Genomic DNA, 22586 nt, shown 5'->3' on the forward strand with positions numbered 1-22586 from the left:
CGCCGGGTCACAGTGGGAGAACGGGAGGGAGAATCGGACGATGGAACTGCTCGAAGGCCGGGACGTGCCCCTCGGTCGCTACTCGGTGGTGCGCCGGACGCTGCCGAACAAGACCCGGCGGACCGTCGGCGCGTGGTGCTTCCTCGACCACTTCGGGCCGGAGGAGGTCACCGGGAAGCCGGGGATGCGGGTCCCGCCGCACCCGCACATCGGGCTGCAGACGGTGACCTGGCTGTTCGATGGGGAGATCCGGCACCGCGACAGCCTCGGCTCCGACGAGCTGATCCGCCCCGGCCAGCTCAACATCATGACGTCGGGGCGCGGGATCGCGCACTCCGAGGACTCCCCTGGCGAGAAGCCGCCGCTGCTGCACGGGCTGCAGCTGTGGGTGGCGCTGCCCGAGGCCGCCCGGAGGCAGGAGCCGCGCTTCGAGCACCTGGAGGATCTGCCGGTCGCGGAGGCGGCAGGGGTACGGATGACCGTCGCCGTCGGGTCACTGGCTGGCGTGACGTCGCCGGCCGCCGTCCACAGCGACCTCGTCGGCGCCGAACTGCGCCTCGCCGCCGGTACACCCGCGGAAATCGCGATCGATCCAGCCTTTGAGCACGGTGTGGTGGTCACCGACGGCGCCGCGCGGGTCGACGGGGTCGATGTCACGCCCGGCTCGCTGCTGCACCTGCCCGAGGGCCGCGCGTCGCTGCGTCTCGAAGGGTCCGCCCGGCTGTTCCTGATCGGTGGGGTACCCCTCGACGAGGACCTGGTCATGTGGTGGAACTTCGTCGCGCGGTCCCACGAGGAGATCGTGGCGGCGCGCGAGGAGTGGGAGGCCGGGTCGTCCCGGTTCGGCGTGGTGCCGGGCGGGCAGGAGCCGTTGCCGGCCCCCGCCCTTCCCACCACTCGCCTGCTCCCCCGGCCCCGCCACCGGGGGCTTTAGAGCAGCCGCCACAGGTGGTCGGCGGTGCCGTTGTCGTCGTACTGCACGACCTGTGCGGAGTTCGCCGTCGACATGCCGGCGACGCCGAGCACCTTCAGGCTGTGCTGGACCTGGATGCGCGACCAGCCGTCGCCGTTGTCGATCAGCCGCCACAGGTGGTCGGCGGAGCCGTTGTCCTCGAACTGCTGCACCAGCGCCGAGTTGGCCGTCGACATGTTCTGCACCGCGAGCATCTTGCCGCTGTTCTGGTTCACGATCTTGAACCAGCCGCCGCCGGCGTCGACGAGGCGCCAGTTGTGATCGGCGGTGCCGTTGTCGTCGTACTGCACGACGTTGGCGCTGTTCGCGGTCGACATCCCGTCGACGCCGAGCACCTTGAGGCTGTTCTTGTTCTGAATCCGCTTCCACGCGACCGGGGTGGTGCTGCCCTCGACCCGCCACTCCAGGATGCCGGCCGAGACGCCCGCCTTGAGCTGCACGGCGAGGCGCAGCGCGGTGGTCGACACGGCGGTGAAGGTGACCCGGTTGAAGGTGTTGGTGGCCGTGCCGGCCGCCGACGCCCCGCTGACCGGCACCCAGGCGCCGCTCGCGTTGCGGTACTGCACCTGCCACGACTGCGGGGTCCGGCACTGCCCGGTGCCCGTGTCGTCGAACCAGTAGACCGACACCGCGTTCGTGGTGATCGCGCTCGCGTAGGTCAGCTGCACCCATTCGGCCGTGCCGAGGTGGTCCCAGAACGTCATCCGCGGGATCGACGTGTCGGCGGAGCTGCTGGGCACCTTGCCGTCGTTGAGCGCGGCGACCGAGTCGCCGCTCCAGCAGTGCGACGCCGACGGGGTCGCCGGGATGACCCACTCGACGGCGTCGGCGCCGTCACTGACCCGTGGGAACGTGGTGATCCTGACCCGCTGCGCGCCCATCGGCAGCAGCTGCACGGTCTCATTGGGCTGGGTGGAGCGGGCCGGGCTCTGCTGCAGGGTCCGCACGACCCCTTCGGCGTCGGCCTGCCAGTTGGGGATCTTCCGCGCGGTGACGCTCAGCGACACGGGCGCGCCGTCGCGGGTGAACGGGTTCGCTGCGAGGGCGCCCGGTTTGCGGGTCACCGTGGCCTGCGGGTTGGCCGGGTCGATGAGCAGGCCGTAGTTCCACGGCGAGTTGGCGTACACCTCGTTCGTCGGCCACGCGTCGGTGCCGCCGATGCGCGACCAGCGCTCCGCGATCGACAGCGAGAACGTCAGCGGGCCGTTGTCGACGCTGATCGCGTTGCCGTTCTTCGCCCAGGTCCGCACGGTGGTGCGCATCGGCAGCGTGACGGTGACCTTGTCGCCGTTGTTCCAGGTCTGGTCGACGATCACGAATGACCCGGCCTCGACCGTGCCGGTGACTGTCGCGCCGTTGACCCGCACGACCGCGCCGGTGCTCCACTTCGGGATCCGCAGGTACAGCGGGAACGCGACCGCGCTCGGGGTGCCCATGGTGAGCGTGATCGTGTCGCTGAACGGGTAGTCGGTGTCCTCGGTGACGGTGACCGTGGTGGCGTTCGCGCCGACCTTCGCGGTCACCTGCGAGTTGCCGTACATCGCCGCGCACAGGCCCTTGTCCCAGGTGGCGAACCACAACTCCTGCGCGTAGTAGGGCCAGCCCATGCCGTAGTTGTGCGGGCAGCACCGGTAGTTGTGGATGCCCAGCATGTAGGCGAGCATCGGGAAGCCGTTCTGGAACTGGCCCTGGGTCAGGGTCGCGTTCGTCAGGCCGATGCTGTTGGCGCAGGTGATGTAGTGGATGCCCTGCTGCGCCGGGTCGAGCGAGGCGGGCAGCAGGTTGAAGGCGAGGTCCTCGCAGCGGTCCAGCCACACCGAGTCGCCGGTCATCCTGGCGAGCATCTGGTGGCTGTGCATGAACTCGACGATCCCGCAGGTCTCGAAGCCCTGCCGCGGGTCGGTGTAGCCGGGGCGGCAGTTCTCGTCGCCGGCGAAGCCGCCGCCGGGGAAGTTGCCGTAGAGGCCCATGACGGTGTCGTAGTCGCGGTAGGTGGCGGCGGGGAACTTCGGGTCCGGGTCGAGCAGGCCGAACTGCGCCGGCTCGCGGAAGCCCTGCGCCAGGTTCACGTTGTGCCAGTTGGGGATGCCGTTGGTGTAGTCCGCGGACCCCGCGTGGATCTTGCGGACGAGATCCAGGAGCCAGGTCTCGCCGGTCCGGTTGAACAGCCAGTAGACGCTGTCGATGTTGTCGCCCCAGCGCAGGGCGGCCCAGCTGCGGTTGAACACGGCCGCCGGCTGCGCGTTCTGGAACTGGAAGTACTTGCGCATGAACGTGTTGACCCGGGCGTCGGGGGTGCCGTTGCGCTCGTTGTACTCCGCGTGTGACCGGATCGCGTCCAGCAGCGGCATGTGCGGCCAGAAGTCGGGGCCGCCCTCCAGGGAGGTGCGCAGCGCGTTCGGGCCGAAGAAGCCGTCGCTGCCCTGGTTGGCGATGATGCCGTCGATCCACTGGCGGGCCAGGGTCAGGATCCGGGTGTTGCCGGTGACGTAGCCGAGGTCGCCGAAGCCGCGCAGCCAGTAGGGCAGCTCCTCCCAGGCGCCCTTGGTCTTGTCCACCCAGCCGCAGTTGTTCAGCTGCAGGTAGTCCGACACCTCCGGCATCCGGCCGCAGAGGCCGTCGGCCTCGATGTTGAGCTGTGTGCGAAGCCAGCCGCGGGGCTGGACCGCACCCGGCGGGAGTTTGAGGAACGCGGTCGCCTTCAGCGGGGCGAGGTTCGGCCAGTAGTGGCCGCCCCTGGCGCCCGGCGTGACGGTCTTCGCGGTGCGGACGGCGGCGCCGGCGGGGCTGGCAATGGTGGTGGACAAGGCGATCGCGCCGCCGGTGAGGGCGACACCGCTCGCGACGAACGTTCTGCGGTCCATGAGACCGGACTCCTTTGCTCCTGGCGGGGAACATCGATGCCCGATTATGCGCAGAAACGCGCCTTTATGAAAGAACACGTTTGACTTTGTTTATTTATCCTGAGCGAGTGTGTGTTCAGCGGCTCGGTGTTCGATGGGTGTGCGGTACCAGCGGATGCCGCCGGCCGCGAGGAGGCCCAGGCCGGCGGCGAGCGCGGTCGCGACCGCCCACCGGGACCAGCCGGGGCCGGCGAGGCTGCCGTTGCTGAACACGGCGGCGTCGGCGAAGCCCGTCATCACCGCCAGGCACGCGCCGGCGATGGCGACGACGATGTCCGCGGCCGGTTTCCGCAGCGCCTGCAACGCCGCGGCGGCGAGCACGCCCAGGCCGGTGAGCAGCGGCCACAGCCTGGCGAGGAGCTGGGTGGCGAGGCTCTCCGCCGGCGAGGTGGCCAGGCCGGCGCTCGCCACGATCCAGGCGACGGTCACCGCGCCGGCGACGGCGGCGACGGCCACGACGGGCCAGCGGCCGCGGCGGGCCAGGGCCGGGTGGCCGAGCGCACCGACCGCGACGGCCGCCAGCAGCGCGCCCGACCACCACCAGCCGGTCTGCGGCGGGTCGGCGCGGCGGACGGTGCCGCGGATGATCCCGGGCGTGGTGCCGTCGACCTCCAGGGGCACGCTCCAGGCGCGGGCGGGCAGCTCCCGGGCGCGTTCGTCGTGCCAGCGGACGGTGCGCTGGGTGGACACCTGCCGCCAGTCGGGCGCCTCCGCCGGCGCACTGGTGCCGGCCCGGCCGGTCAGGGAGCGGCTGGCGGCCCACGTCGGGGAGCGGCGGTTCTCGGCGACGCCGCCCGGGCCGATCCGCAGGAACGGCTCGCCCTGCAGGCCGAGCACGACGACGGTCCGGTCGGTGTCGCTGCGCAGCTCGAGGCGGGCGCCGCCCTCGACGGCGCGGACGCTGACGCCGGGCACCGACACCGAGTCGACGCCCACCACGTAGTCGACGGCGGCGGGCGCGTCGGCGCCGTGGGCCGCGGCCGGTGCGACATACCCGAGCGCGGCGAGCACCCCGAGCAGCCCCCCGAGCACCGTGAGCAGGATGCGCGGGCGGGTCATCCGGCTCTGGCGGCGGCGATCGCGGCGACGAGGTCGGCGCGGGCGCGGGCGACCCGGGAGCGGATCGTGCCGACGGGGACGTCCTCGATCTCGGCGGCCTCCGCATAGGACAGGCCGAGCACCTGGGTCAGCACGAACGCGACCCGGCGCTCCGCCGGCAGCGCCGCGACCAGGTCGGCGGCGGCGTGCAGGCCCGCGTGGTCGGCGCCGGCGAGCTCCTCGGGCTCCGCGGCGACCCGCGCCTCGAGCCGCCGGCCCCGCACCGCCGCGCGGACGTGGTCGGCGCACGCGCGCCGGGCGATGGCGAGGACCCAGGTCCGCCCGGACGAGCGCCCGGCGAACTCGGGCAGCGCCCGGAACGCCCGCAGATAGGTGTCCTGGGTCACGTCGTCGGCGTGGTGCGGGCCGACGAGCGCGGCGACGAACCGCCACACCTCCGGCTGCGTCGCGCGGACGAACACCGCGGCGGCGGCCCGGTCACCGTCACGCGCCGCGAGCAGCGCGGCCGTCGCCGGGTCAAACCCGGGGCCGAGCGCAGGGTCGCGGGTCGGGTCAGCTGCTCCCTCGCCGGCCTCACCAGTCACGCGGGAAGCGTAGCGCCCGTTCCTGCGAACCGGGTGAGCGCCTCGCCAGGCGTCCCACACAGTGACCACCGTCTACGTCTTCCCCGTCTCCCTCTGGCGCGGTCCGCCGGGGCGCCGGCGGCGCACCACCTCGGCGACGACCAGGCCCACCACGAGCAGGACGCCGAGGGTCACCCAGAGCGGGGCGAGGCTGCCGGTCGAGGACGGCGCATCCCCGGCGGGGGCACCCGCCCCGGTCGCTCCGGTCGCCGGGATCAGGCAGGCGACCTCCACCGGCTGCGGCGTGGCGGCGGCCCCCGTCGCGCCGGCGGCGTCACCGGGCGCCGACGGGACCAGGGCCTGGCAGTGTCCTTCCACCGGCGCGCCGAGGTCGACCGCGACGCGCCACGAGCCGGGTGGCAGCACGCCGCTCCACGTCTGCGTGCCGCGCTCGTCCCCGGTCTGCGTCAGCTTCGACGCCGCGATCGGGGAGGCGGCAGCCCCCGACGACACAGCCCCCGACGACACAGCGCCCGCCGGCGTGGCGGTCAGCGTCACCGGGGTCGGCTCGTTGATCGGGTGGCCGTCCTGCCACTGCGCGGTGATCCACACCGAGCCGCGGCCGTCGGAGTGGATCGTGACCGAGGCACCACCGTGCGCGGCGGCGGGCGAAGCCTGGCTCAGCACCGCCACCAGCACCAGCGCGACAACGGCGAACCGTCTCACGACCGTCTCACAGCCTCGTCACGGCATGGCCGGGGCGGCCTGCGGGCGGTCGTCGCGGACGTAGACGACCATGTCGCCGGTCTGGATCGTGGTGCCCTCGGGGTCGGCGAGCGACAGCACCTTGCCCCGCCGGAACAGGGCGATGACCAGCTCCGTCAGCTCCCGCGGCGCCGAGCCGACCTCGTCGCGGCGGGCCGAGCGCATCGCCAGGGCCATGCCCTGGCCGGGGGTGAGCAGGTCCTCGACGACCTCGATGAGCGGCGGCGCGGTCGTCGACAGGCCCAGCAGCCGCCCGGCGGTGGCGGAGGAGACGATCACGTGGTGGGCGCCGGACTGGCGCAGCAGCGGCGCGTTCTCGGCCTCGCGGGCCGCGGCGATGATGGAGACCTTGCCGGCGGTCAGCTGCCGCACGGTGAGCGTGACCAGGACCGACGCGTCGTCGCTGTCGGTCGCGATGATGATCGCCTTGGCGTCCTCGACCCGGGCCTCCTTGAGCACCGCCGAGCGGGTCGCGGAGCCCTCGACGACGACGAGGCCATCGGACTGCGCCTGGCGCACGGCGGCAGAGTCGCTCTCCACCACGACGACCTGGGACTTGTCCAGCCCGTTCTCCAGCAGGGTGCTGACGGCCGCCCGGCCCTTGGTGCCGTAGCCGCAGACGATGACGTGGTTCTTCACGCGCTTCCTCCACCGCTGCAACCTGAGGTTGGTGCGGTACTGCTCGGTCAGGACTTCCAGGGTGGTGCCGACCAGGATGATCAGGAAGAGCACGCGGGCCGGGGTGATGATCAGGATGTTGGCCAGGCGGGCCGACTCCGACACCGGGGTGATGTCGCCATAACCGGTGGTCGACAGGGTGACGACCGCGTAGTAGAAGCAGTCGAGCAGGGTGAGCCCGTCGTTGTTGACATCCCGGTAGCCCGCCCGGTCGACGAAGATGACCAGGACGATCACGGACACGAGCACGACCGCGAAACCCAGCCGCGAGCTGATCGCCCGCAGCGGGCCACGCCGCTGAGCCGGAAACTGGATCACGTGCCCCGCCCACGGATTGCTGAATGGTCGAAACCCACCATACGGGCAAGGTATGACACGACGCCCGTTGGGTAGCGGGCGCCCATGACAAGAGTGGGCGTGCTCGGCTCATACGGTGGCTGCAACCTCGGCGACGAGGCAATCCTGACGAGCATCCTCGCCGATCTGCGGGCCCGGCGGCCGGATGTGCACGTCCTGGTGTTCTCCCGGGAACCCGGGCACACCGCCGCGGCACACCCTGACGTCGAGGTCGCGCCGTGGGAAGGGGTGAGCCGGGACCGGACCACGGCGGAGCTGCAGCGGCTGGACCTGCTGGTGCTCGGCGGCGGCGGCATCCTGTACGACACGGAGGCGCGCCGCTATCTCCGGGTGGTGCGCACCGCACAGGAGCAGCGGGTGCCGGTCTTCACCTACGCGCTGGGCGCCGGCCCGCTGACGGAGGAGACCGACTGCGCGATGGCGCGCGACGTCCTCGCGCAGGCGGTCGAGGTGACCGTCCGGGACGAGGAGTCCAAGGTCGCGCTCGAGGAGGCGGGGGTGACCTGCCAGGTCTCCGTGACCGCCGACCCGGCGCTGCTGCTGACCCCGGAGGAGTTCGACGTCGGGCTGCTGCGTGACTCGCTGCCGGCCGGGCGACGGGTCGTCGGCATGAGTGTGCGCGAGCCGGGCCGGGCCGCGCAGCACCTCGACGCCGACGGGTATCACCAGCTCCTCGCCCACGTCGGCGACTTCATCGTGCACCGGCTCGACGCGGCGCTGCTGTTCGTGCCGATGGAACGCTCCGACATCCGGCACGCCCACGCGGTGCTGTCCCGGATGACGGCGGCGGAGCACTGCCGGGTCCTGCACGGCGACTACCGGCCCGGCCAGATCCTGGACCTGATGAAACATCTCGACCTGGCCGTCGGCATGCGGCTGCACTTCCTGATGTTCGCCGCGCTCGCCGGGGTGCCGCTGCTGGCGCTGCCGTACGCGGGGAAGGTCTTCGACTTCGCCCAGCGCATCGGCGCGCCGGTGCCGCGTGGCGTGGTCCGGGAGGCGGCGGGGCCACTGCTGGCCCAGGTCGACCGGCTGTGGGACGAGCGGCCGCAGCGCCTGGAGGAGACCGCGTCGAGGGTCGCGGCGCTCAAGCAGCGGGCCACGGAGACCGGCCGGCGCCTCGGCGCGCAACTGGACCGGCCGAAGGTGGCCGCATGAACAGTGCCTTGCACAGGCCGGACGGGGCGCAGCGGGTACACCTGCCGCCACGAACCGCGGAGTACGGCGGGCACGCCGAGGTCCTCGTCGTCGGCGGCGGCCCGGCCGGGTTCGGCGCGGCGATGGGCGCGGCCGCCGCCGGGGCCGACGTCGTGCTGGTCGAGCGGTACGGGTTCCTCGGCGGCAACGCCACCGCGGCCCTCGTCATGCCCCTCATGAGCTTCCACAACGAGATCAAGCAGGCGGTCGCCGGTGACGACAGCCGGCTGCTGCCCACCGACCACGGCGAGGGCGAGCCGGTCGTCGCCGGGGTGCTGTGGATGCTGCTGGACCGCCTGGTCCGCGCCGGCGGGGCGATCACCCCGGCGAAGGAGACCGGGTACACGGTGCCGTTCGACCCGGAGGTGTTCAAGCTCGTCACCTACGACATGCTCGGCGGCTCCGGCGTGAAGCTGCTGCTGCACGCGTTCGCCTCCGACCTCATCGCACTGCCGGACGCCTCCCGGGTGGTGTTCGAGACGAAGTCCGGCCCCGTCGTGATCGACGCCGACGTCGTCGTCGACTGCACCGGCGACGGCGACCTGGCCGCGTCGGCCGGCGCGCCGTACGAGGTCGGCCGCCCCGAGGACGGCCTCACCCAGCCGATGACGCTGATGTTCCGGATCGGCAACATGGAGCGCGACGGCTTCCTCGAGTACGTCCGCGAGCACCCCGACCAGTGGAAGGGTGTGCACGGCCTGTGGGACCTGATCCGGGTCGCCCGCGACGCCGGCGAGCTGGACCTGCCGCGGGAGGACATCCTGTTCTTCGCCACCCCGCACGACGACGAGGTGTCGGTGAACTCGACCCGCTTCGGCGGCCTCGGCGTCAGCGTGTGGGACCTGACCAGGGCGGAGCTGACGATGCACCGCCAGCTGGCCAGCATCTCCCGGTTCCTGCGGACCCGGGTGCCCGGCTTCGAGTCCTCGTACGTCATCCAGAGCGGTGTGCAGGTCGGCGTCCGGGAGACCCGCCGGGTCCTCGGCGACTACCAGCTCACCGGCCAGGACGTCCTCGACGCGCGGAAGTTCCCCGACGTGGTGGCGCGCGGCGCCTACCCGGTCGACATCCACAACCCGAACGGCCCCGGCACGATCCTGCGCCGCCTGCCACAGGGCACCTCCTACGACATCCCGCTGCGCACGCTGCTCCCCCGGGACGTGGACCGGCTGCTGGTCGCGGGGCGCTGCATCTCCGGCGACCACGTGGCGCACAGCTCCTACCGGATCATGCCCATCTCGATGGCGACCGGCCAGGCCGCCGGCGTGTGCGCGGCGCTCGCGGCCCGCGCCGGCAAGCCGCCGCGGGAGATCCCCGTGGCGCACGTCCAGCGGGTCCTGCGCGCGCAGGGCGCCAGCCTGCCCGACTGATCATGACTGACCGATCGCGACTGACTGATAGTGGTTGAGCATTGACGCTGCGTGCATTTCCGTCCAACGGGGTCGCCTCCGTCCCGTCGATGCGTCAGGATCGATCCATGGCGACCACCACCGCTGCGCACCTGACGATCACCCCGGGCCGGCCGGCCTCCACCCCGCGCCGGGACCTGGTCGTCGCGCTCGCCACGCTCTGGCTCACCGGCGGGCTCTACCTCGACGGCTGGGCGCACTCGCACGTGCCTGAGCTGGAGACGTTCTTCACCCCGTGGCACGGCGTGCTCTACAGCGGCTACGTGGCCCTCGCCCTCGCGCTCGTCCCGGCGAGTCTGTGGCGGGGCCGCCCCGCCGGCCCGGTCCGCGACTGGGTCCCCGCCGGTTACGGGCCCGGCCTGCTCGGCGCGATCCTCTTCGCCGTCGGCGGCGCCGTCGACATGGCCTGGCACACGCTGCTCGGCATCGAGGTCAACCTCGAGGCCCTGCTCAGCCCGCCGCACCTGCTGCTGCTGACCGCCGGCATGCTGATGATCACCACGCCGGTCCGCGCCGCCGCCGCCCGCCCAGCCGCCCGCCCAGCCGCCCGCACAGCCGCCTCAGTGCGCCGGTCGCCCGTCGGCGACCTGCCGGTCGTGCTGAGCATGCTGAGCGCGGTCGGCATCGCCGCGTTCTTCCTCGACTACCTGTCCCCGTTCATCGACGCGCCCGCCGCGTTCGACGGCTACGGCAACGGCCAGGCGTTCGGGCTCGCGCAGTACCTCACGTTCACCGTGCTCGTCGTCGCCGCCGTCCTGTTCGCCTGGACCCGCCTCGGTCGCGTCCCCGCCGGCCTCATCACGGTCGTCGTCGCCGCCGCCTCGATCCCCAACGGCGTCTTCAACGACTTCGAGAACCTCGCCGCCCAGCTGTGGCCCCTCGCCGGCGCCGCCGTCGCCGACGCGGCCGTGCTGTGGGTCGCGGCCCGGCGCCCGCGCCTGGTCCCGGTCGCGGTCGGCGCCGTGACGCCGCTGCTGGTCTGGGCCACCCACCTGATCGGCGTGCAGACGTCGCTGGGGGTGGCGTGGTCGGTGGAGCTCTGGGCCGGCGTGGTCGTCCTGACCAGCCTGGCGGGCGCGGTCCTCGGCACCCTGCTCGTCCGCCGGCCCGCCGCAGACTGATTCGCCGCGCTCGATCATCGGCGCGGGGGACGGTGGCGGCGGTGGGGTAGAGTTCCGGCTCGTGCGTGACCTGTTGCCCGAGTTCGTGGTGGTCGAGGTCGCCACCGACGACGACTGGACCGGTGCGTTGCTGCCCGACGAGGCGCTGCACCTGTCGCCGCGGGCGGTTGAGGGGCGGCGACGCGAATACACCGCGGGCCGGGTGTGCGCGCGGCGGGCGCTGGAGAAGGTCGGGATCCACGGCCAGCCGGTGCTGCCGGCGCCGAGCCGGGCGCCGATCTGGCCGGCGGGCGCGGTCGGGAGCATCACCCACACCAAGGGCTACTGCGCGGTCGCCGTCGGGCTGGTGCCGGACCTGCGGGCGGTCGGGATCGACGCGGAGCGCCGCACGGTGCTGCCGGCGAACATCGTGCCGTCGATCTGCCTGCCGGAGGAGATCGCCTGGTGCGCGGCGCGGCCGGATGAGCCGTGGTGGCCGGCGGTGCACTTCAGCGCCAAGGAGACCGTGTTCAAGATGTGGTCGCCGATCATGGGCACGTGGCTGGACTTCCATGAGGCGAGGCTGACCATCGACGTGGCGGCGGGGACGTTCGAAGCCGCGATCCTGCAGGAGAAGCTGGACGAGTCGCCGGGCGCGCCGAAGGCGTTCCGGGGGCGGTTCGCCGCCGAGCCGGACCTGATCCGCACCGCCGGGCACGTCGAACGGTGACGCGCTAACCGGGTAGGCGGCCCGCCGCGGCCGCCCACTGGCCGCCGGGCCGGGGCCGGTAGGTGCGGGACGAATGGATCAGGGCGCGCATCGACGGCAGGTCGGGGGCGACGAGACCGAGGGCGCGGGCCTGGACGAGGACGTTGCCGAGGGCTCCGGCCTCGACCGGTCCGGCCTCGACGGGCAGCTCGCAGGCGTCGGCGGTGAGCTGGCAGAGCAGGGCGTTCTGGGCGCCGCCGCCGACGAGGTGCACGACGTCGACGTGCCGGCCGGTGAGCCGCTGGGCGTCGTGGACGGCCCGCCGGTATGCGAGGGCGAGGCTGTCCAGGATGCAGCGGGTCATCGCGGCCGGGTCGGCGGGCACGGGCTGGCCCGTCTCCCGCAGGGCCGCGCCGATGCGGGCGGGCATGTCGCCGGGCGCGAGGAACCGCGGGTCGGTGGCGTCCACGACGCTGCGCAGCGCCGGCGCGGCGGCGGCCCCGGCGAGCAGCGCCGGCAGTGAGACCCCGGAGACCCCTGAGACCCCGCCGGATTCGCTGTCCCAGTCGCGCATGCATTCCTGGAGCAGCCACAGGCCCATGACGTTGCGCAGGTAGCGCACGGTGCCGTCGACGCCGATCTCGTTGGTGAAGCCGGCCTCGTAGCTGCCGGTGGTAAGGACCGGCGACGGCAGTTCGACGCCGACGAGGGACCAGGTGCCGCAGGAGATGTACGCGAAGTCGCTGGTCCGTGCCGGGACGCCGGCGACCGCGGACGCGGTGTCGTGCGAGGCGACGGACGTGACCAGGGTGTCGGGGGTCAGGCCGGTGGCCGCGACGACGTCCGGGAGTAGGTGCCCCGCGACGCTGCCGGGGTCGCGCAGCGGCGGCAGCAGCGACGCGCGGATCCCCAGCCGCGCGACCAGGGACCGGTCCCAGCCGGCGCCGCCCGCGGTGAGCAGGCCGGTGGTGGAGGCGTTGGTGCGTTCGGCGCCGGCGGTGCCGCTCAGCCAGAACGTGATGAGGTCCGGGATGAGCAGCAGGGTGCGGGCGGCGGCGAGCTGCGCGGTGTCCGCCGCCGCGAGGAGCTGGTACACGGTGTTGAACGGCTGGTTCGCGATCCCGGTCGCCGCGTACAGGGCGGCGGCCGGGACCGGGGAGACGACCGTCGCGGTGCGGGCGTCGCGGTAGTGCACGGGGTTGCCGAGGAGCCGGTCGTCGCCGTCGAGGAGGCCGTAGTCGACGGCCCACGAGTCGACGCCGACCGAGTCGACGGCGCCGTCCCGGCCGGCGACCCGCAGGCCGTCGAGGATCCCCTGGTACAGGGCGAGGATGTCCCAGTGCAGGGTGCCCCGGACCCGGACCGGGGTGTTGGCGAAGCGCGCGACCTCGGCGAGCCGGACCTGCCCGTCGGCGACGTCGCCGACCATCACCCGGCCCGACGAGGCGCCGAGGTCGACGGCGGCAAAGCGTCCGGTCATCGCAGGACGGCTGTCACCGCAGGAACGCGGCGGCCACGCCCGCGTCGACCGGCACGTGCAGGCCCGTGGTGAGCGACAGTTCGCCGCCGACGAGGGCGAAGACGGCGTCCGCCACGTGTGACGGCAGCACCTCCCGCTTCAACAGCGTGCGCTGGGCGTAGAACGCGCCGAGCTCGGACTCCGGCACGCCGTAGACGGCGGCGCGTTGCGCGCCCCAGCCGGAGGCGAAGATGCCGGAGCCGCGCACGACGCCGTCGGGGTTGACGCCGTTGACGCGGATGCCGTGCCCACCGAGCTCGGCGGCGAGGAGCCGGACCTGGTGCGCCTGGTCGGCCTTGGTCGCGCCGTACGCGACGTTGTTGGGGCCGGCGAAGACGGCGTTCTTGCTGGCGATGTACACGATGTCGCCGCCCATGCCCTGTTCGATCATGACGCGGGCGGCCTCGCGGGCGACGAGGAACGACCCGCGGGCCATCACGTCGTGCTGCAGGTCCCAGTCCTCGACGGTGGTCTCCAGCAGCGGCTTCGAGATCGACAGGCCGGCGTTGTTGACCACGAGGTCGACGCCGCCGAAGGCCAGGGCGGCCTCGTGCACCGCCGCCCGGATCGCGTCCTCGGAGGTGACGTCGACGGTGACCGCCACCGCCACGTCCGCGGAGCCGATCTCGGCGGCGACGGCCGCGGCCGACGAAGCGGACCGGTCGGCGACGACGACGCAGGCGCCCTCGGCGGCCAGGCGCAGCGCGACGGCCCGCCCGATGCCGGAGCCGCCGCCGGTCACGAACGCGACCCGGGACTGCAACGGGCGAGGCGCTGGGCGGCGGGCGAGCTTCGCCTCCTCCAGGGCCCAGTACTCGATCCGGAACTTCTCCGACTCGTCGATCGGCGCGTACGTGGACACGGACTCGGCGCCGCGCATGACGTTGATCGCGTTGACGTAGAACTCCCCCGCGACGCGGGCGGTCTGCTTGTCGGCGCCGAAGCTGAACATGCCGACGCCGGGGACGAGGACGATCGCCGGGTCGGCACCGCGCATCGCCGGCGAGTCGGGGGTGGCGTGCCGCTGGTAGTAGGCGGCGTACTCCTCGCGGTAGGCGGCGAACAGCTCCCGGATCCGTTCCGGGGTGCCCCCGGCGACGTCCAGGACCAGGGGCCGGACCTTGGTGCGCAGGAAGTGGTCGGGGCAGGACGTGCCGAGGGCCGCGAGCCGTTGCAGCGCCGAGCGGGCGACGAAGTCAAGGACCTCCGGCGCGTCGGTGTAATGCCCGACCTGGGGGCGGTCGGTGGACGCCAGCCCGCGCAGGAGCGGCAGCAACGCCGCGGCCCGCGAACGGCGCTCCGGCGACGGCAGCGGCTCGTGTACGACGGCGCCGAACGGCTCGGGACGGCCGCGTGCGGCGAGGAACTCCGTCGCGGTGCGGATGATCTCCAGGGAGTTCGCCTCGCACTCGGCGGAGGTGGCGCCCCACGCGGTGATGCCGTGCCCGCCGAGGACGACGCCGATCGCCTGCGGGTTGGCCCGGTGCACGGCGGCGATGTCGAGGCCGAGCTGGAAGCCGGGGCGCCGCCACGGCACCCACAGGACCCGGTCGCCGAAGCACTCCTTCGTCAGCGCCGGGCCGTCGGCCGCGGTGGCGAGGGCGATGCCCGCGTCGGGGTGCAGGTGGTCGACGTGCGCGGCGGTGACGAGGCCGTGCATCGCGGTGTCGATCGACGGGGCGGCGCCGCGGCGGCCGTGCAGGCAGTAGTCGAACGCGGCGACCATCTCGTCCTCGCGGTCGACGCCCGGGTACACGTCGACGAGTGCGCGCAGCCGATCCAGGCGCAGCACCGCGAGGCCGGCCTCGGTGAGGGTGCCGAGGTCACCGCCGGATCCCTTGACCCACAGCAGTTCCACGTCGCCGCCGGTGACGGGGTCGATCGCGGTGCCCACCGCGGACGTGTTGCCGCCGGCGTAGTTGGTGTTGCGGGGGTCGGCGCCGAGCCGCCGGGACCGCTCGATGAGCTCTTTCACGCGCCCCACCCCGCCTGCGTGCCGCCGACCCGCTCGGCGCGGACCTTCTCCAGGTAGCCGGACCGCTTGTAGGCGCCGATCGGGTCGGGGTCGATGCCCATGTCCTCGCGGACCGACCGCAGCAGGGGCCGCACGTCGGTGTTGTACGCGTCCATGAGGACCTCGTTCGCGCCGAGCACGTCCCCGGCATCCTGTGCCGAGCGAAGCGCGGCGTGGTCGACGAGCAACGCCTTCGCGGTCGCCTCCTGCACGTTGAGCACCGAGCGGATGACCGCCTGGATCTTCGGTTCGAGGTTGTGGCACTGGTCGAGCATGAACGCGATGCCCTTCGTGCTGAGTGCGTCGGCGAGCACGATCTCGTGCAGGATCCGGAACAGCTGGAACGGGTCGGCGGCGCCGACCATGAGGTCGTCGTCGGCGTAGAAGCGGGAGTTGAAGTCGAACCCGCCGAGCTTCCCGGCGCGCAGCAGGACCGCGACGATGAACTCGATGTTGGTGCCCGGCGCGTGGTGACCGGTGTCGATGACGACCTGGGCCCGCTCCCCCAGGGTCACGCAGTGCGCGTACGCGGTGCCCCAGTCGGGCACGTCGGTCATGTAGAACGCGGGCTCGAAGAGTTTGTACTCCAGGAGCATCCGCTGGTCAGGGCCGAGCCGGTCGTAGGTTTCCGACAGCGCCGCGGCGAGGCGGTCCTGCCGGGTCCGCACGTCGTCCTGGCCGGGGTAGTTGGTGCCGTCGGAGAACCACAGCTTCAGGTCCCGCGAGCCGGTGCGGTCCATCACGTCGACGCACTCCACGAGGTGCCCGATCGCCTTGCGGCGGACGCCGGGGTCCGGGTTGGTGACGCTGCCGAGCTTGTAGTCGTTGTCCTGGAACACGTTGGCGTTGATGGTGCCGAGCGCGACGCCGAGGTCTCTGGCGTGGCGGGCCAGGTCGGTGTAGTCCTCGACGAGGTCCCACGGGATGTGCAGCGCCACGCTCGGCGCCACGCCGGTGAACCGGTGCACGGTCGCCGCGTCGGCGAGCTTCTCATACGGGTCCCGGGGCACGCCCTCCTGCGGGAACACCTTGAACCGGGTGCCCGAGTTGCCGTATGCCCAGGACGCCGTCTCGATCCGCTGGCCGCGCAGTTGTGCCGCGACACGCGTGCGCGTCTCCGGGGCGAGCTCAGTCATTGCAACGCTCCAAGCTGGTGTTCGAGGTTGAACACCTCGTCGAGGACGACGAAGTGCCGACCGTTGATGAAGAACTCCGCCATCTCCGCCTGCCAGCGCCGGTCGACGTCGGTGGCGTCCATGGCGGCCTGCGCGGCGGCGAAGTCCTCGGTGAGGAGGTAGCCGACGAGCAGGCCGTCGTCGCGGAGGAAGAGCGAGTAGTCGTGCCAGCCCGCGTCGCGCAGTGCCGCGAGCATGTCGGGCCAGACGTGGGCGTGGCGGCGCCGGTATTCGTCCAGCCGGTCAGGCTTGACCTGCAGGGTGAAGCAAACCCGGCGCACGCCGTACCCCCTAACAGCGGGATCAGAAGTTGAACTGGTCGACGTTGGAGGCGTTGAACGTGAACGGGTCGCCGAGCAGGATGGTGCCGTCCTTGCCGACGGTGAACTCGCCGAGCTTGCCGGCCTTGAACTTGTCGCCTTCCTTGCCCTTGATGACGCCCGACGCCAGGGACGCGCCCGCGTAGGCGGCCAGGTAGCCGAGGTCGGCCGGGTTCCACAGCGCGAACGCCTTGACGGTGCCGTCCTTGACGTAGGCCTTCATCTGGTTCGGCGTGCCGAGGCCGGTGAGCTGGACCTTGCCCTTGTACGTGGAGCCGGACAGGTACCGGCCGGCGGCGGCGACCCCGACCGTGGTCGGGGAGATGATGCCCTTCAGGTTGGGGTGCTTGGCGAGCAGGCCCTGCGCCTCCTGGAAGGACTTCTGGTCGTCGTCGTCGCCGTAGACGGTGTCGACGAGCTTGAGCTTGCTGTACTCCGGCTTCGCCAGCTCGGTCTTCATCATCTCGATCCAGGCGTTCTGGTTCGTGGCGTTCGCCGTCGCCGACAGGATCGCGATCTCGCCGCCCTCGGCGCCGACCGCGTCGGAGATGAGCTTGATCTGGACCTTCGCGATGCCCTCGGAGGTCGCCTGGTTGATGAACAGGTCACGGCATTCGGGCTTGGTGTCCGAGTCGTACGTGACGACCTTCGCGCCGGCCTTGCGGGCCTCGTTGAGGGCGCCGCAGATGGCGTCCTTGTCGTTGGCGGACACCGCGATCACGTTGGTGCCCTGCTGCGACAGGGTGTTGATGTAGCTGACCTGCGCCGACGGGCTCGCCTCGGACGGGCCGGTCTCGCTGTAGACGCCTTTGAACTCCTCGACGGCGACCTTGCCGCCCTTGTTGTCGGAGGTGTCGAAGTACGGGTTGTTGACCTGCTTGGGCAGGAACGCGACCTTCAGGCCGCTCTTGATGGTGTCGGACGCGGCGGTGCCGTTGTCGCCGGTGCCGGTGCCGGGGTCGGAGTCCTCGGCGCAGGCGGTGGTGCTGAAGGCGAGCGCGGCGGCTACCGCAACCGCGATGAGCTTGCCAGCTCTCATGGGATTGAATCCTTTCAGCGGGGGACGCACGGGGGTGGGATGGGGTGTGTGGTCCTGTCAGGCGGTGCGTCTGCGGCGCAGGCGCTCGCGCGCCATGCCGACGACGTTCGGTCCGACGACCGAGGCGATGAGCAGCGAGCCGGTGATGATGGTGAGCGTGTTCGCCGGCACGTACGCCAGCTGCAGTGCGTTGCGCAGGGTGCTGAGCAGCACGACGGCGCCGATGACGCCGATCATGCCGCCGCGGCCGCCGAAGATGGAGACCCCGCCGAGCAGGACCGCCGCGACGACCGCGAGCTCCAGGCCGTTGCCGTTGTCGGCGCGGGCGCTGGCGAAGCGGAACGTCCAGAAGACCCCGGCGAGGGACGCCATCATGCCGGTCGCGACGAAGAGCCAGAACTTGGTGCGGGCGACCGCGATCCCGGCGAAGCGGGCCGCCTCGGCGTTGTTGCCCATGGCGTACAGGCCGCGGCCGACCGGGGTGGCGTGCAGGAGCACGCCGAAGAGCACTGCGAGAACGGCGACGACGATGATGACCCACGGGATGGTGAGGCCGGGGATGGGGCTGATCGCGGCGTCGGTCCAGGAGACGGGGTAGTCGGCGACGGCCTTGTCGCCGAGCACCACGTATGCCAGGCCCCGGTAGAGCGCCAGGGTGCCGATGGTGACCGCCAGGGACGGCAGCCCGAACACCGTGACGAACAGGCCGTTGACCGCGCCGAGGATCGCGCCGAGCAGCAGGCACAGCGCGATCAGCAGCGGCAGCGACGTGACGCCGTGCGCCCACAGGTCCCCCATGACGGCGCAGGTGAGGCCGAGGGTGCTGGCCACCGACAGGTCGATCTCGCCGGTGATGACGACCAGAGTCATCGGCAGGGCGATGATCGCGATCGGCACGATCTCCAGGGTCACGAACCGCCAGAACCGGGGGCTGGCCACGCCGTCGATGGTCGCCGCGCCGATGACGGCCACCAGGACCAGCGCGAGGAGCACGATCACGTCCCAGGACCCGACGGCCGGCAGGAGCCGGCGTTTCGGGGCGGCCGGCGCCGCCTGCTGGGCGGTGCTCAGCTCAACCATTGCGGCCGCCTTTCTGGAGGCTGCGGGCGACCCGCAGGGACAGGACCCGGTCGAGGCCGATGGCGGCCAGGATGAGCGCGCCGATCGCGGCCCGCTGCCAGAACGGGTTGATGCCGAGCACCGGCAGCGCGCTGGCGATGGTGGTGAGCAGCACCGCGCCGAGGGCGGCGCCGTAGACCGAGCCGCTGCCGCCGAAGATGGCGACCCCGCCGACGACGACCGCGGCGACGACGTTGAGCTCCTGGCCGAGGCCGGCGTTGGCGTCCAGGGTGCCGAACCGGGCGACGTACAGCACGCCCGCCAGCCCGGCGAGGGCCCCGCTGGCGACGAATGCGGCGAAGACCCGGCGGCCGACCCGGATGCCGGACAGCCTGGCGGCGGCCGGGTCGGAGCCGATCGCGTACAGCTCCCGGCCGCTGCGGTAGGAGCGCAGGTAGAACCCGGCGCAGGCCACGACGACGAGCGCGAACAGGGTCAGCACCGGCACGCCGAGGACGGTGGCGGTGCCCATGCGCAGGAACCCGTGCGGGATGTCGGCGGCGTTGATCTGCTTGCCGGTGGCCCACCGGTAGTCGATACCGCGGAAGACATACAGCGTGCCGAGCGTGACGACCAGCGCCGGCACCCGGGCCGCGGCGATCAGGGCACCGTTGACCGCACCGCACACCGCCCCGAGTGCCGCGCCGGCCACGACCACCACCGGGATCGGGATCCCCGGGTGGTCCAGGAACAGGGTGCCGGTCGCGAACGCCGACAGGCCGAGCACCGAGCCGACGGACAGGTCGACGTTGCGGGTGATGACCACGATCGCCTGGCCGGTCGCGAGGATCGCCAGGATGGTCGAGCCGAGCAGCAGGTCCTTGACGCTCTGCGCGGACAGGAACCGCGGGTTGCTGATCGCGGTGCCGCCGATGAGCAGCACCAGGGCGACGAGGATGCCGAGCTCCCGCACCAGGAACACCCGGTGGGTCAGCTTCGCCCCGGTCCCGGTGCGGGGCGGCACGGCGGTCTGGACGGCGGTCATGTCGACGCCCCCTGCCCTGTCGCGGCCAGCATCACGGACTCCTCGTCGGCTCGGGTGCGGGGGATGTCGGCGGCGAGCCGCCCTTCGTGCATGACGAGGACCCGGTCCGCCATGCCGAGGACCTCGGGCAGCTCGCTGGAGACCATGAGGACGGCGACGCCGTCGTCGGCGAGCTCGCTGAGCAGCCGGTGCACCTCCGCCTTGGTGCCGACGTCGATGCCGCGGGTCGGCTCGTCGACGATGAGCACCCGGGGGGCCGTCGACAGCCACTTGGCGAGCACGACCTTCTGCTGATTGCCGCCGGACAGCGTGCCGACCGGGTCGCTCAGCCGGGCCGCCTTCACCTGGAGCCGTTCGGTCCAGGTGCGGGCGTCGCGGCGCTCCGACGGGCCGAACAGCAGCCCGAGCCGGCTCAGCGACCAGCGCCGCGGCAGGGTGGCGTTGCGCTCCACCGACAGCTCCATGACCAGGCCCTGCTGGCGGCGGTCCTCGGGCACCAGGGCGAGCCCGGCGGCGATCGCCGCGGCGGCGCTGCCCTTGGCGAGGGGCTTGCCGTCGACGCGGACCTCGCCGGTGTCGTAGCGGTCGACGCCGAAGACGGCGCGGATGACCTCGGAGCGCCCGGCACCGACGAGCCCGGCCAGGGCGACGATCTCACCGCCGTGGACGGTGAAGCTGACGTCGGCGAAGGCGCCGGCGCGGGTCAGCCCGTCGACCTCCAGGCGGGCTTCCTTCACGGCGGCGGTGCGCCGCGGATACATCGAGGAGACCTCGCGGCCCACCATGCGCCGCACCACCTGGTCGACGGTCAGCTCGCCGGTGGCGTCGGTGGACACCCACCGCCCGTCGCGCATGACCGTGATCCGCTGGCACAGGGAGAAGACCTCGTCGAAGCGGTGCGAGATGAACAGCACCGCGGCACCGCCGTCGCGCAGCGCGCGGGCCACCGCGAAGAGCCGCTCGACCTCGACGCCGGACAGCGCGGCGGTCGGCTCGTCCATGACCAGGATCCGGGCGTCGAACGACAACGCCTTGGCGATCTCGACCAGCTGCTGGTCGGCGATCGACAGGCCGCGGGCCGGCCGGTCCGGGTCGATGTGCACGCCGAGGCGGTCGAAGAGCCCGGCGGCCCTCGCCCGCATCGCCGCGGTGTCGACCCGGCGCATCGAGCGCAGCGGCTGCCGGCCGATGAAGATGTTCTCCGCGACGGTGAGGTCGGGGAACAGCGTCGGCTCCTGGTAGATGACGGCGATGCCGGCGTCGCGGGCGTCGGCGGGGCCGGCCAGCCGCAGCGGCTCGCCGTCCAGGGTGATTGTCCCGGCGTCCGGGGTGTGCGCCCCGGCCAGGATCTTCACCAGGGTCGACTTGCCGGCGCCGTTCTCGCCGACGAGGGCGTGCGCCTCGCCGCCGCGCAGCTCCAGGCGCACGTCGCGCAGCGCGGCGACGGCGCCGAACGACTTGCTGACGCCTTCGAGAACCAGCAACCGACCCTCCTCCTGAACCGCTATTGCTTCTTGAACAAGCATTGTGAAACGTTTCATGCAGTGACTACAGTGACGGTAGAAGGGAACCCGCGACGGCGTCAAGGGTTTCCATCGCGTTACCGGTTTGATACATGTGACGCGGCCAGTTTCGCGTTGACACGTTTCAGAAGATCTCGGGAGATCGATGTCCAACACGACCGGCATCAAGGAGGTCGCCCGCCGCGCGGGCGTCTCCATCGGCACCGTCAGCAACGTGCTCAACCGGCCCGAGCTGGTCGCCTCGTCGACCCGGCAGCGGGTCCTGGACGCCATCACCGAGCTGGGTTACGTGCGCAACGACTCGGCCCGGCAGCTGCGGGCCGGGCACAGCCGGCAGATCGCCCTCGTCGTGCTCGACGTGACCAACCCGTTCTTCACCGACGTGGTCCGCGGCGCGGAGGCCGCCGCCGAGGAGCACGGCGTGATGGTCGTGGTCTGCAACAGCGGCGAGGACGCCGGCCGGGAGCACCGCCACCTCGACCTCCTCGAGGAGCAGCGGGTCCGCGGCGTGCTCATCACGCCCGTCGACGAGTCGCCGAACTCGCGCCTGGAGCTGCTCATCCAGCGCGGCACCCCGGTCGTGCTGGTCGACCGCGGCTCGGGGCGGCACAGCCGCTGCTCGGTCGCCGTCGACGACCTGCTCGGCGGGCGCCTCGCCGGCGAGCACCTCCTGGAGCAGGGCCACCAGCGGATCACGTTCATCGGCGGGCCCGCCAGCATCACCCAGGTCCGCGACCGGCACGCCGGCATCGCCGAGGCCGTGCGGGGCAAGGCGGAGCTGTCCGTCGTCACCACCGCGAACCTGACCGTCGCGGCCGGCCGGGCCGCCGCCGCCGAGTTCGACGCCGAGTTCGACGCCACCGCCGTCTTCTGCGCCAACGACCTTGTCGCACTCGGCGTGCTGCAGGGCCTCACCCAGCGTGGCATCCGCGTCCCCCAGGACGTGGCGATCGTCGGTTATGACGACATCGAGTTCGCCGCCGCGGCCGCTGTGCCGCTATCCTCCGTGCGACAGCCTCGGGAACAGCTCGGTCGCACCGCCACGGCCCTGCTGCTCGAGGAGATCGAGGACGACGGCCGCCATGAACACCGGCATGTGGTGTTCCAGCCGGAGCTGATCGTCCGCGAGTCGAGTGGCCGGCCCCGCACCCGCCGGCCCCGAAGGATTGGGCGGTGATC

General features: G+C 72.3%; 19 protein-coding genes. 6 read left to right on the forward strand and 13 right to left on the reverse strand.

Features of this window, described 5'->3' with window-relative positions; all coding sequences use genetic code 11:
- Positions 1-40 precede the first annotated feature (40 nt).
- Positions 41-934, forward strand: coding sequence for a pirin family protein (locus tag AB0K00_RS07930; protein WP_363517126.1), 894 nt, complete (start codon positions 41-43; stop codon positions 932-934).
- Here AB0K00_RS07930 and AB0K00_RS07935 read toward each other — a convergent pair.
- From AB0K00_RS07935 to AB0K00_RS07955, 5 genes are all read right to left on the reverse strand, one after another.
- Positions 931-3837: an RICIN domain-containing protein gene (locus AB0K00_RS07935; protein WP_363517129.1), complete on the reverse strand. Its 2907-nt coding sequence runs from the start codon at positions 3835-3837 to the stop codon at positions 931-933. The two genes, AB0K00_RS07930 and AB0K00_RS07935, sit on opposite strands and share 4 nt — an antisense overlap.
- Before the next feature lie 90 nt (positions 3838-3927).
- Positions 3928-4935, reverse strand: a complete 1008-nt coding sequence (locus tag AB0K00_RS07940; protein WP_363517132.1) for a hypothetical protein — start codon at positions 4933-4935, stop codon at positions 3928-3930.
- Entirely contained in the window at positions 4932-5435 is a 504-nt protein-coding gene (locus AB0K00_RS07945) for a sigma-70 family RNA polymerase sigma factor (protein WP_363517635.1), read from the reverse strand. The genes AB0K00_RS07940 and AB0K00_RS07945 overlap by 4 nt, the downstream gene beginning before the upstream one ends.
- Before the next feature lie 156 nt (positions 5436-5591).
- Positions 5592-6224, reverse strand: coding sequence for a hypothetical protein (locus AB0K00_RS07950; RefSeq protein ID WP_363517135.1), 633 nt, complete (start codon positions 6222-6224; stop codon positions 5592-5594).
- A gap of 18 nt (positions 6225-6242) precedes the next feature.
- The gene (locus AB0K00_RS07955; RefSeq protein ID WP_363517137.1) at positions 6243-7259 is read right to left on the reverse strand and encodes a potassium channel family protein; all 1017 of its coding nucleotides are present in this window, start codon (positions 7257-7259) and stop codon (positions 6243-6245) included.
- An 84-nt stretch (positions 7260-7343) separates the two neighbouring features.
- On the opposite strand from AB0K00_RS07955, the gene AB0K00_RS07960 reads away from it, so the two are divergent.
- From AB0K00_RS07960 to AB0K00_RS07975, 4 genes are all read left to right on the forward strand, one after another.
- Positions 7344-8456: a polysaccharide pyruvyl transferase family protein gene (locus AB0K00_RS07960; RefSeq protein WP_363517140.1), complete on the forward strand. Its 1113-nt coding sequence runs from the start codon at positions 7344-7346 to the stop codon at positions 8454-8456.
- Positions 8453-9865: an FAD-dependent oxidoreductase gene (locus AB0K00_RS07965; protein ID WP_363517143.1), complete on the forward strand. Its 1413-nt coding sequence runs from the start codon at positions 8453-8455 to the stop codon at positions 9863-9865. The genes AB0K00_RS07960 and AB0K00_RS07965 overlap by 4 nt, the downstream gene beginning before the upstream one ends.
- Before the next feature lie 107 nt (positions 9866-9972).
- Positions 9973-11025 carry a hypothetical protein gene (locus AB0K00_RS07970; RefSeq protein ID WP_363517146.1) on the forward strand — a complete coding sequence of 351 codons (1053 nt, stop codon included), beginning with the start codon at positions 9973-9975 and terminating at the stop codon, positions 11023-11025.
- Between the two features lie 61 nt (positions 11026-11086).
- Complete coding sequence (locus tag AB0K00_RS07975; protein ID WP_363517149.1) at positions 11087-11734, forward strand: 4'-phosphopantetheinyl transferase superfamily protein; 648 nt, start codon at positions 11087-11089, stop codon at positions 11732-11734.
- Positions 11735-11738: 4 nt separating this feature from the next.
- Here AB0K00_RS07975 and AB0K00_RS07980 read toward each other — a convergent pair whose 3' ends face one another.
- Genes AB0K00_RS07980 through AB0K00_RS08015 form a run of 8 tightly spaced genes read right to left on the reverse strand, consistent with a single transcriptional unit; the run spans position 11739 to position 21368 of the window.
- Positions 11739-13193 (reverse strand): rhamnulokinase family protein, encoded by a 1455-nt coding sequence (locus tag AB0K00_RS07980; RefSeq protein WP_363517152.1) that lies wholly within the window; start codon positions 13191-13193, stop codon positions 11739-11741.
- 13 nt (positions 13194-13206) lie between these two features.
- A complete protein-coding gene (locus AB0K00_RS07985; RefSeq protein ID WP_363517155.1) occupies positions 13207-15207 on the reverse strand; it encodes a bifunctional aldolase/short-chain dehydrogenase in 2001 nt (666 codons plus the stop codon).
- A complete protein-coding gene (gene rhaI / locus AB0K00_RS07990) occupies positions 15204-16382 on the reverse strand; it encodes an L-rhamnose isomerase (RefSeq protein WP_363517158.1) in 1179 nt (392 codons plus the stop codon). The genes AB0K00_RS07985 and rhaI overlap by 4 nt, the downstream gene beginning before the upstream one ends.
- On the reverse strand, positions 16379-16702 hold the full coding sequence (locus AB0K00_RS07995) for an L-rhamnose mutarotase (RefSeq protein ID WP_363517161.1): 324 nt from the start codon (positions 16700-16702) through the stop codon (positions 16379-16381). The genes rhaI and AB0K00_RS07995 overlap by 4 nt, the downstream gene beginning before the upstream one ends.
- A 22-nt stretch (positions 16703-16724) precedes the next feature.
- Positions 16725-17780, reverse strand: coding sequence for a rhamnose ABC transporter substrate-binding protein (gene rhaS, locus AB0K00_RS08000; RefSeq protein ID WP_363517164.1), 1056 nt, complete (start codon positions 17778-17780; stop codon positions 16725-16727).
- Positions 17781-17837: 57 nt separating this feature from the next.
- Entirely contained in the window at positions 17838-18860 is a 1023-nt protein-coding gene (locus AB0K00_RS08005) for an ABC transporter permease (protein ID WP_363517167.1), read from the reverse strand.
- Positions 18853-19884: an ABC transporter permease gene (locus AB0K00_RS08010; RefSeq protein ID WP_363517170.1), complete on the reverse strand. Its 1032-nt coding sequence runs from the start codon at positions 19882-19884 to the stop codon at positions 18853-18855. The genes AB0K00_RS08005 and AB0K00_RS08010 overlap by 8 nt, the downstream gene beginning before the upstream one ends.
- Positions 19881-21368, reverse strand: coding sequence for a sugar ABC transporter ATP-binding protein (locus AB0K00_RS08015; protein WP_363517173.1), 1488 nt, complete (start codon positions 21366-21368; stop codon positions 19881-19883). Before AB0K00_RS08015 ends, AB0K00_RS08010 begins: the two co-directional genes overlap by 4 nt.
- Before the next feature lie 184 nt (positions 21369-21552).
- Here AB0K00_RS08015 and AB0K00_RS08020 point away from each other — a divergent pair, with 184 nt between their 5' ends.
- Complete coding sequence (locus AB0K00_RS08020) at positions 21553-22584, forward strand: LacI family DNA-binding transcriptional regulator (protein ID WP_363517176.1); 1032 nt, start codon at positions 21553-21555, stop codon at positions 22582-22584.
- The last annotated feature ends 2 nt before the right edge of the window (positions 22585-22586 follow it).

The organism is Dactylosporangium sp. NPDC049525 (genome assembly GCF_040676755.1).
Taxonomy (GTDB): domain Bacteria; phylum Actinomycetota; class Actinomycetes; order Mycobacteriales; family Micromonosporaceae; genus Dactylosporangium.

What these genes read in the sequence shown, in the direction of transcription:
- AB0K00_RS07930 (WP_363517126.1), top strand. Translation starts at nt 41, where the DNA reads ATGGAACTGCTCGAAGGCCGGGACGTGCCCCTCGGTCGCTACTCGGTG.
- AB0K00_RS07935 (WP_363517129.1), bottom strand. Translation starts at nt 3,837, where the DNA reads ATGGACCGCAGAACGTTCGTCGCGAGCGGTGTCGCCCTCACCGGCGGC.
- AB0K00_RS07940 (WP_363517132.1), bottom strand. Translation starts at nt 4,935, where the DNA reads ATGACCCGCCCGCGCATCCTGCTCACGGTGCTCGGGGGGCTGCTCGGG.
- AB0K00_RS07960 (WP_363517140.1), top strand. Translation starts at nt 7,344, where the DNA reads ATGACAAGAGTGGGCGTGCTCGGCTCATACGGTGGCTGCAACCTCGGC.
- AB0K00_RS07965 (WP_363517143.1), top strand. Translation starts at nt 8,453, where the DNA reads ATGAACAGTGCCTTGCACAGGCCGGACGGGGCGCAGCGGGTACACCTG.
- AB0K00_RS07970 (WP_363517146.1), top strand. Translation starts at nt 9,973, where the DNA reads ATGGCGACCACCACCGCTGCGCACCTGACGATCACCCCGGGCCGGCCG.
- AB0K00_RS07980 (WP_363517152.1), bottom strand. Translation starts at nt 13,193, where the DNA reads ATGACCGGACGCTTTGCCGCCGTCGACCTCGGCGCCTCGTCGGGCCGG.
- rhaI (WP_363517158.1), bottom strand. Translation starts at nt 16,382, where the DNA reads ATGACTGAGCTCGCCCCGGAGACGCGCACGCGTGTCGCGGCACAACTG.
- rhaS (WP_363517164.1), bottom strand. Translation starts at nt 17,780, where the DNA reads ATGAGAGCTGGCAAGCTCATCGCGGTTGCGGTAGCCGCCGCGCTCGCC.
- AB0K00_RS08005 (WP_363517167.1), bottom strand. Translation starts at nt 18,860, where the DNA reads ATGGTTGAGCTGAGCACCGCCCAGCAGGCGGCGCCGGCCGCCCCGAAA.
- AB0K00_RS08010 (WP_363517170.1), bottom strand. Translation starts at nt 19,884, where the DNA reads ATGACCGCCGTCCAGACCGCCGTGCCGCCCCGCACCGGGACCGGGGCG.
- AB0K00_RS08020 (WP_363517176.1), top strand. Translation starts at nt 21,553, where the DNA reads ATGTCCAACACGACCGGCATCAAGGAGGTCGCCCGCCGCGCGGGCGTC.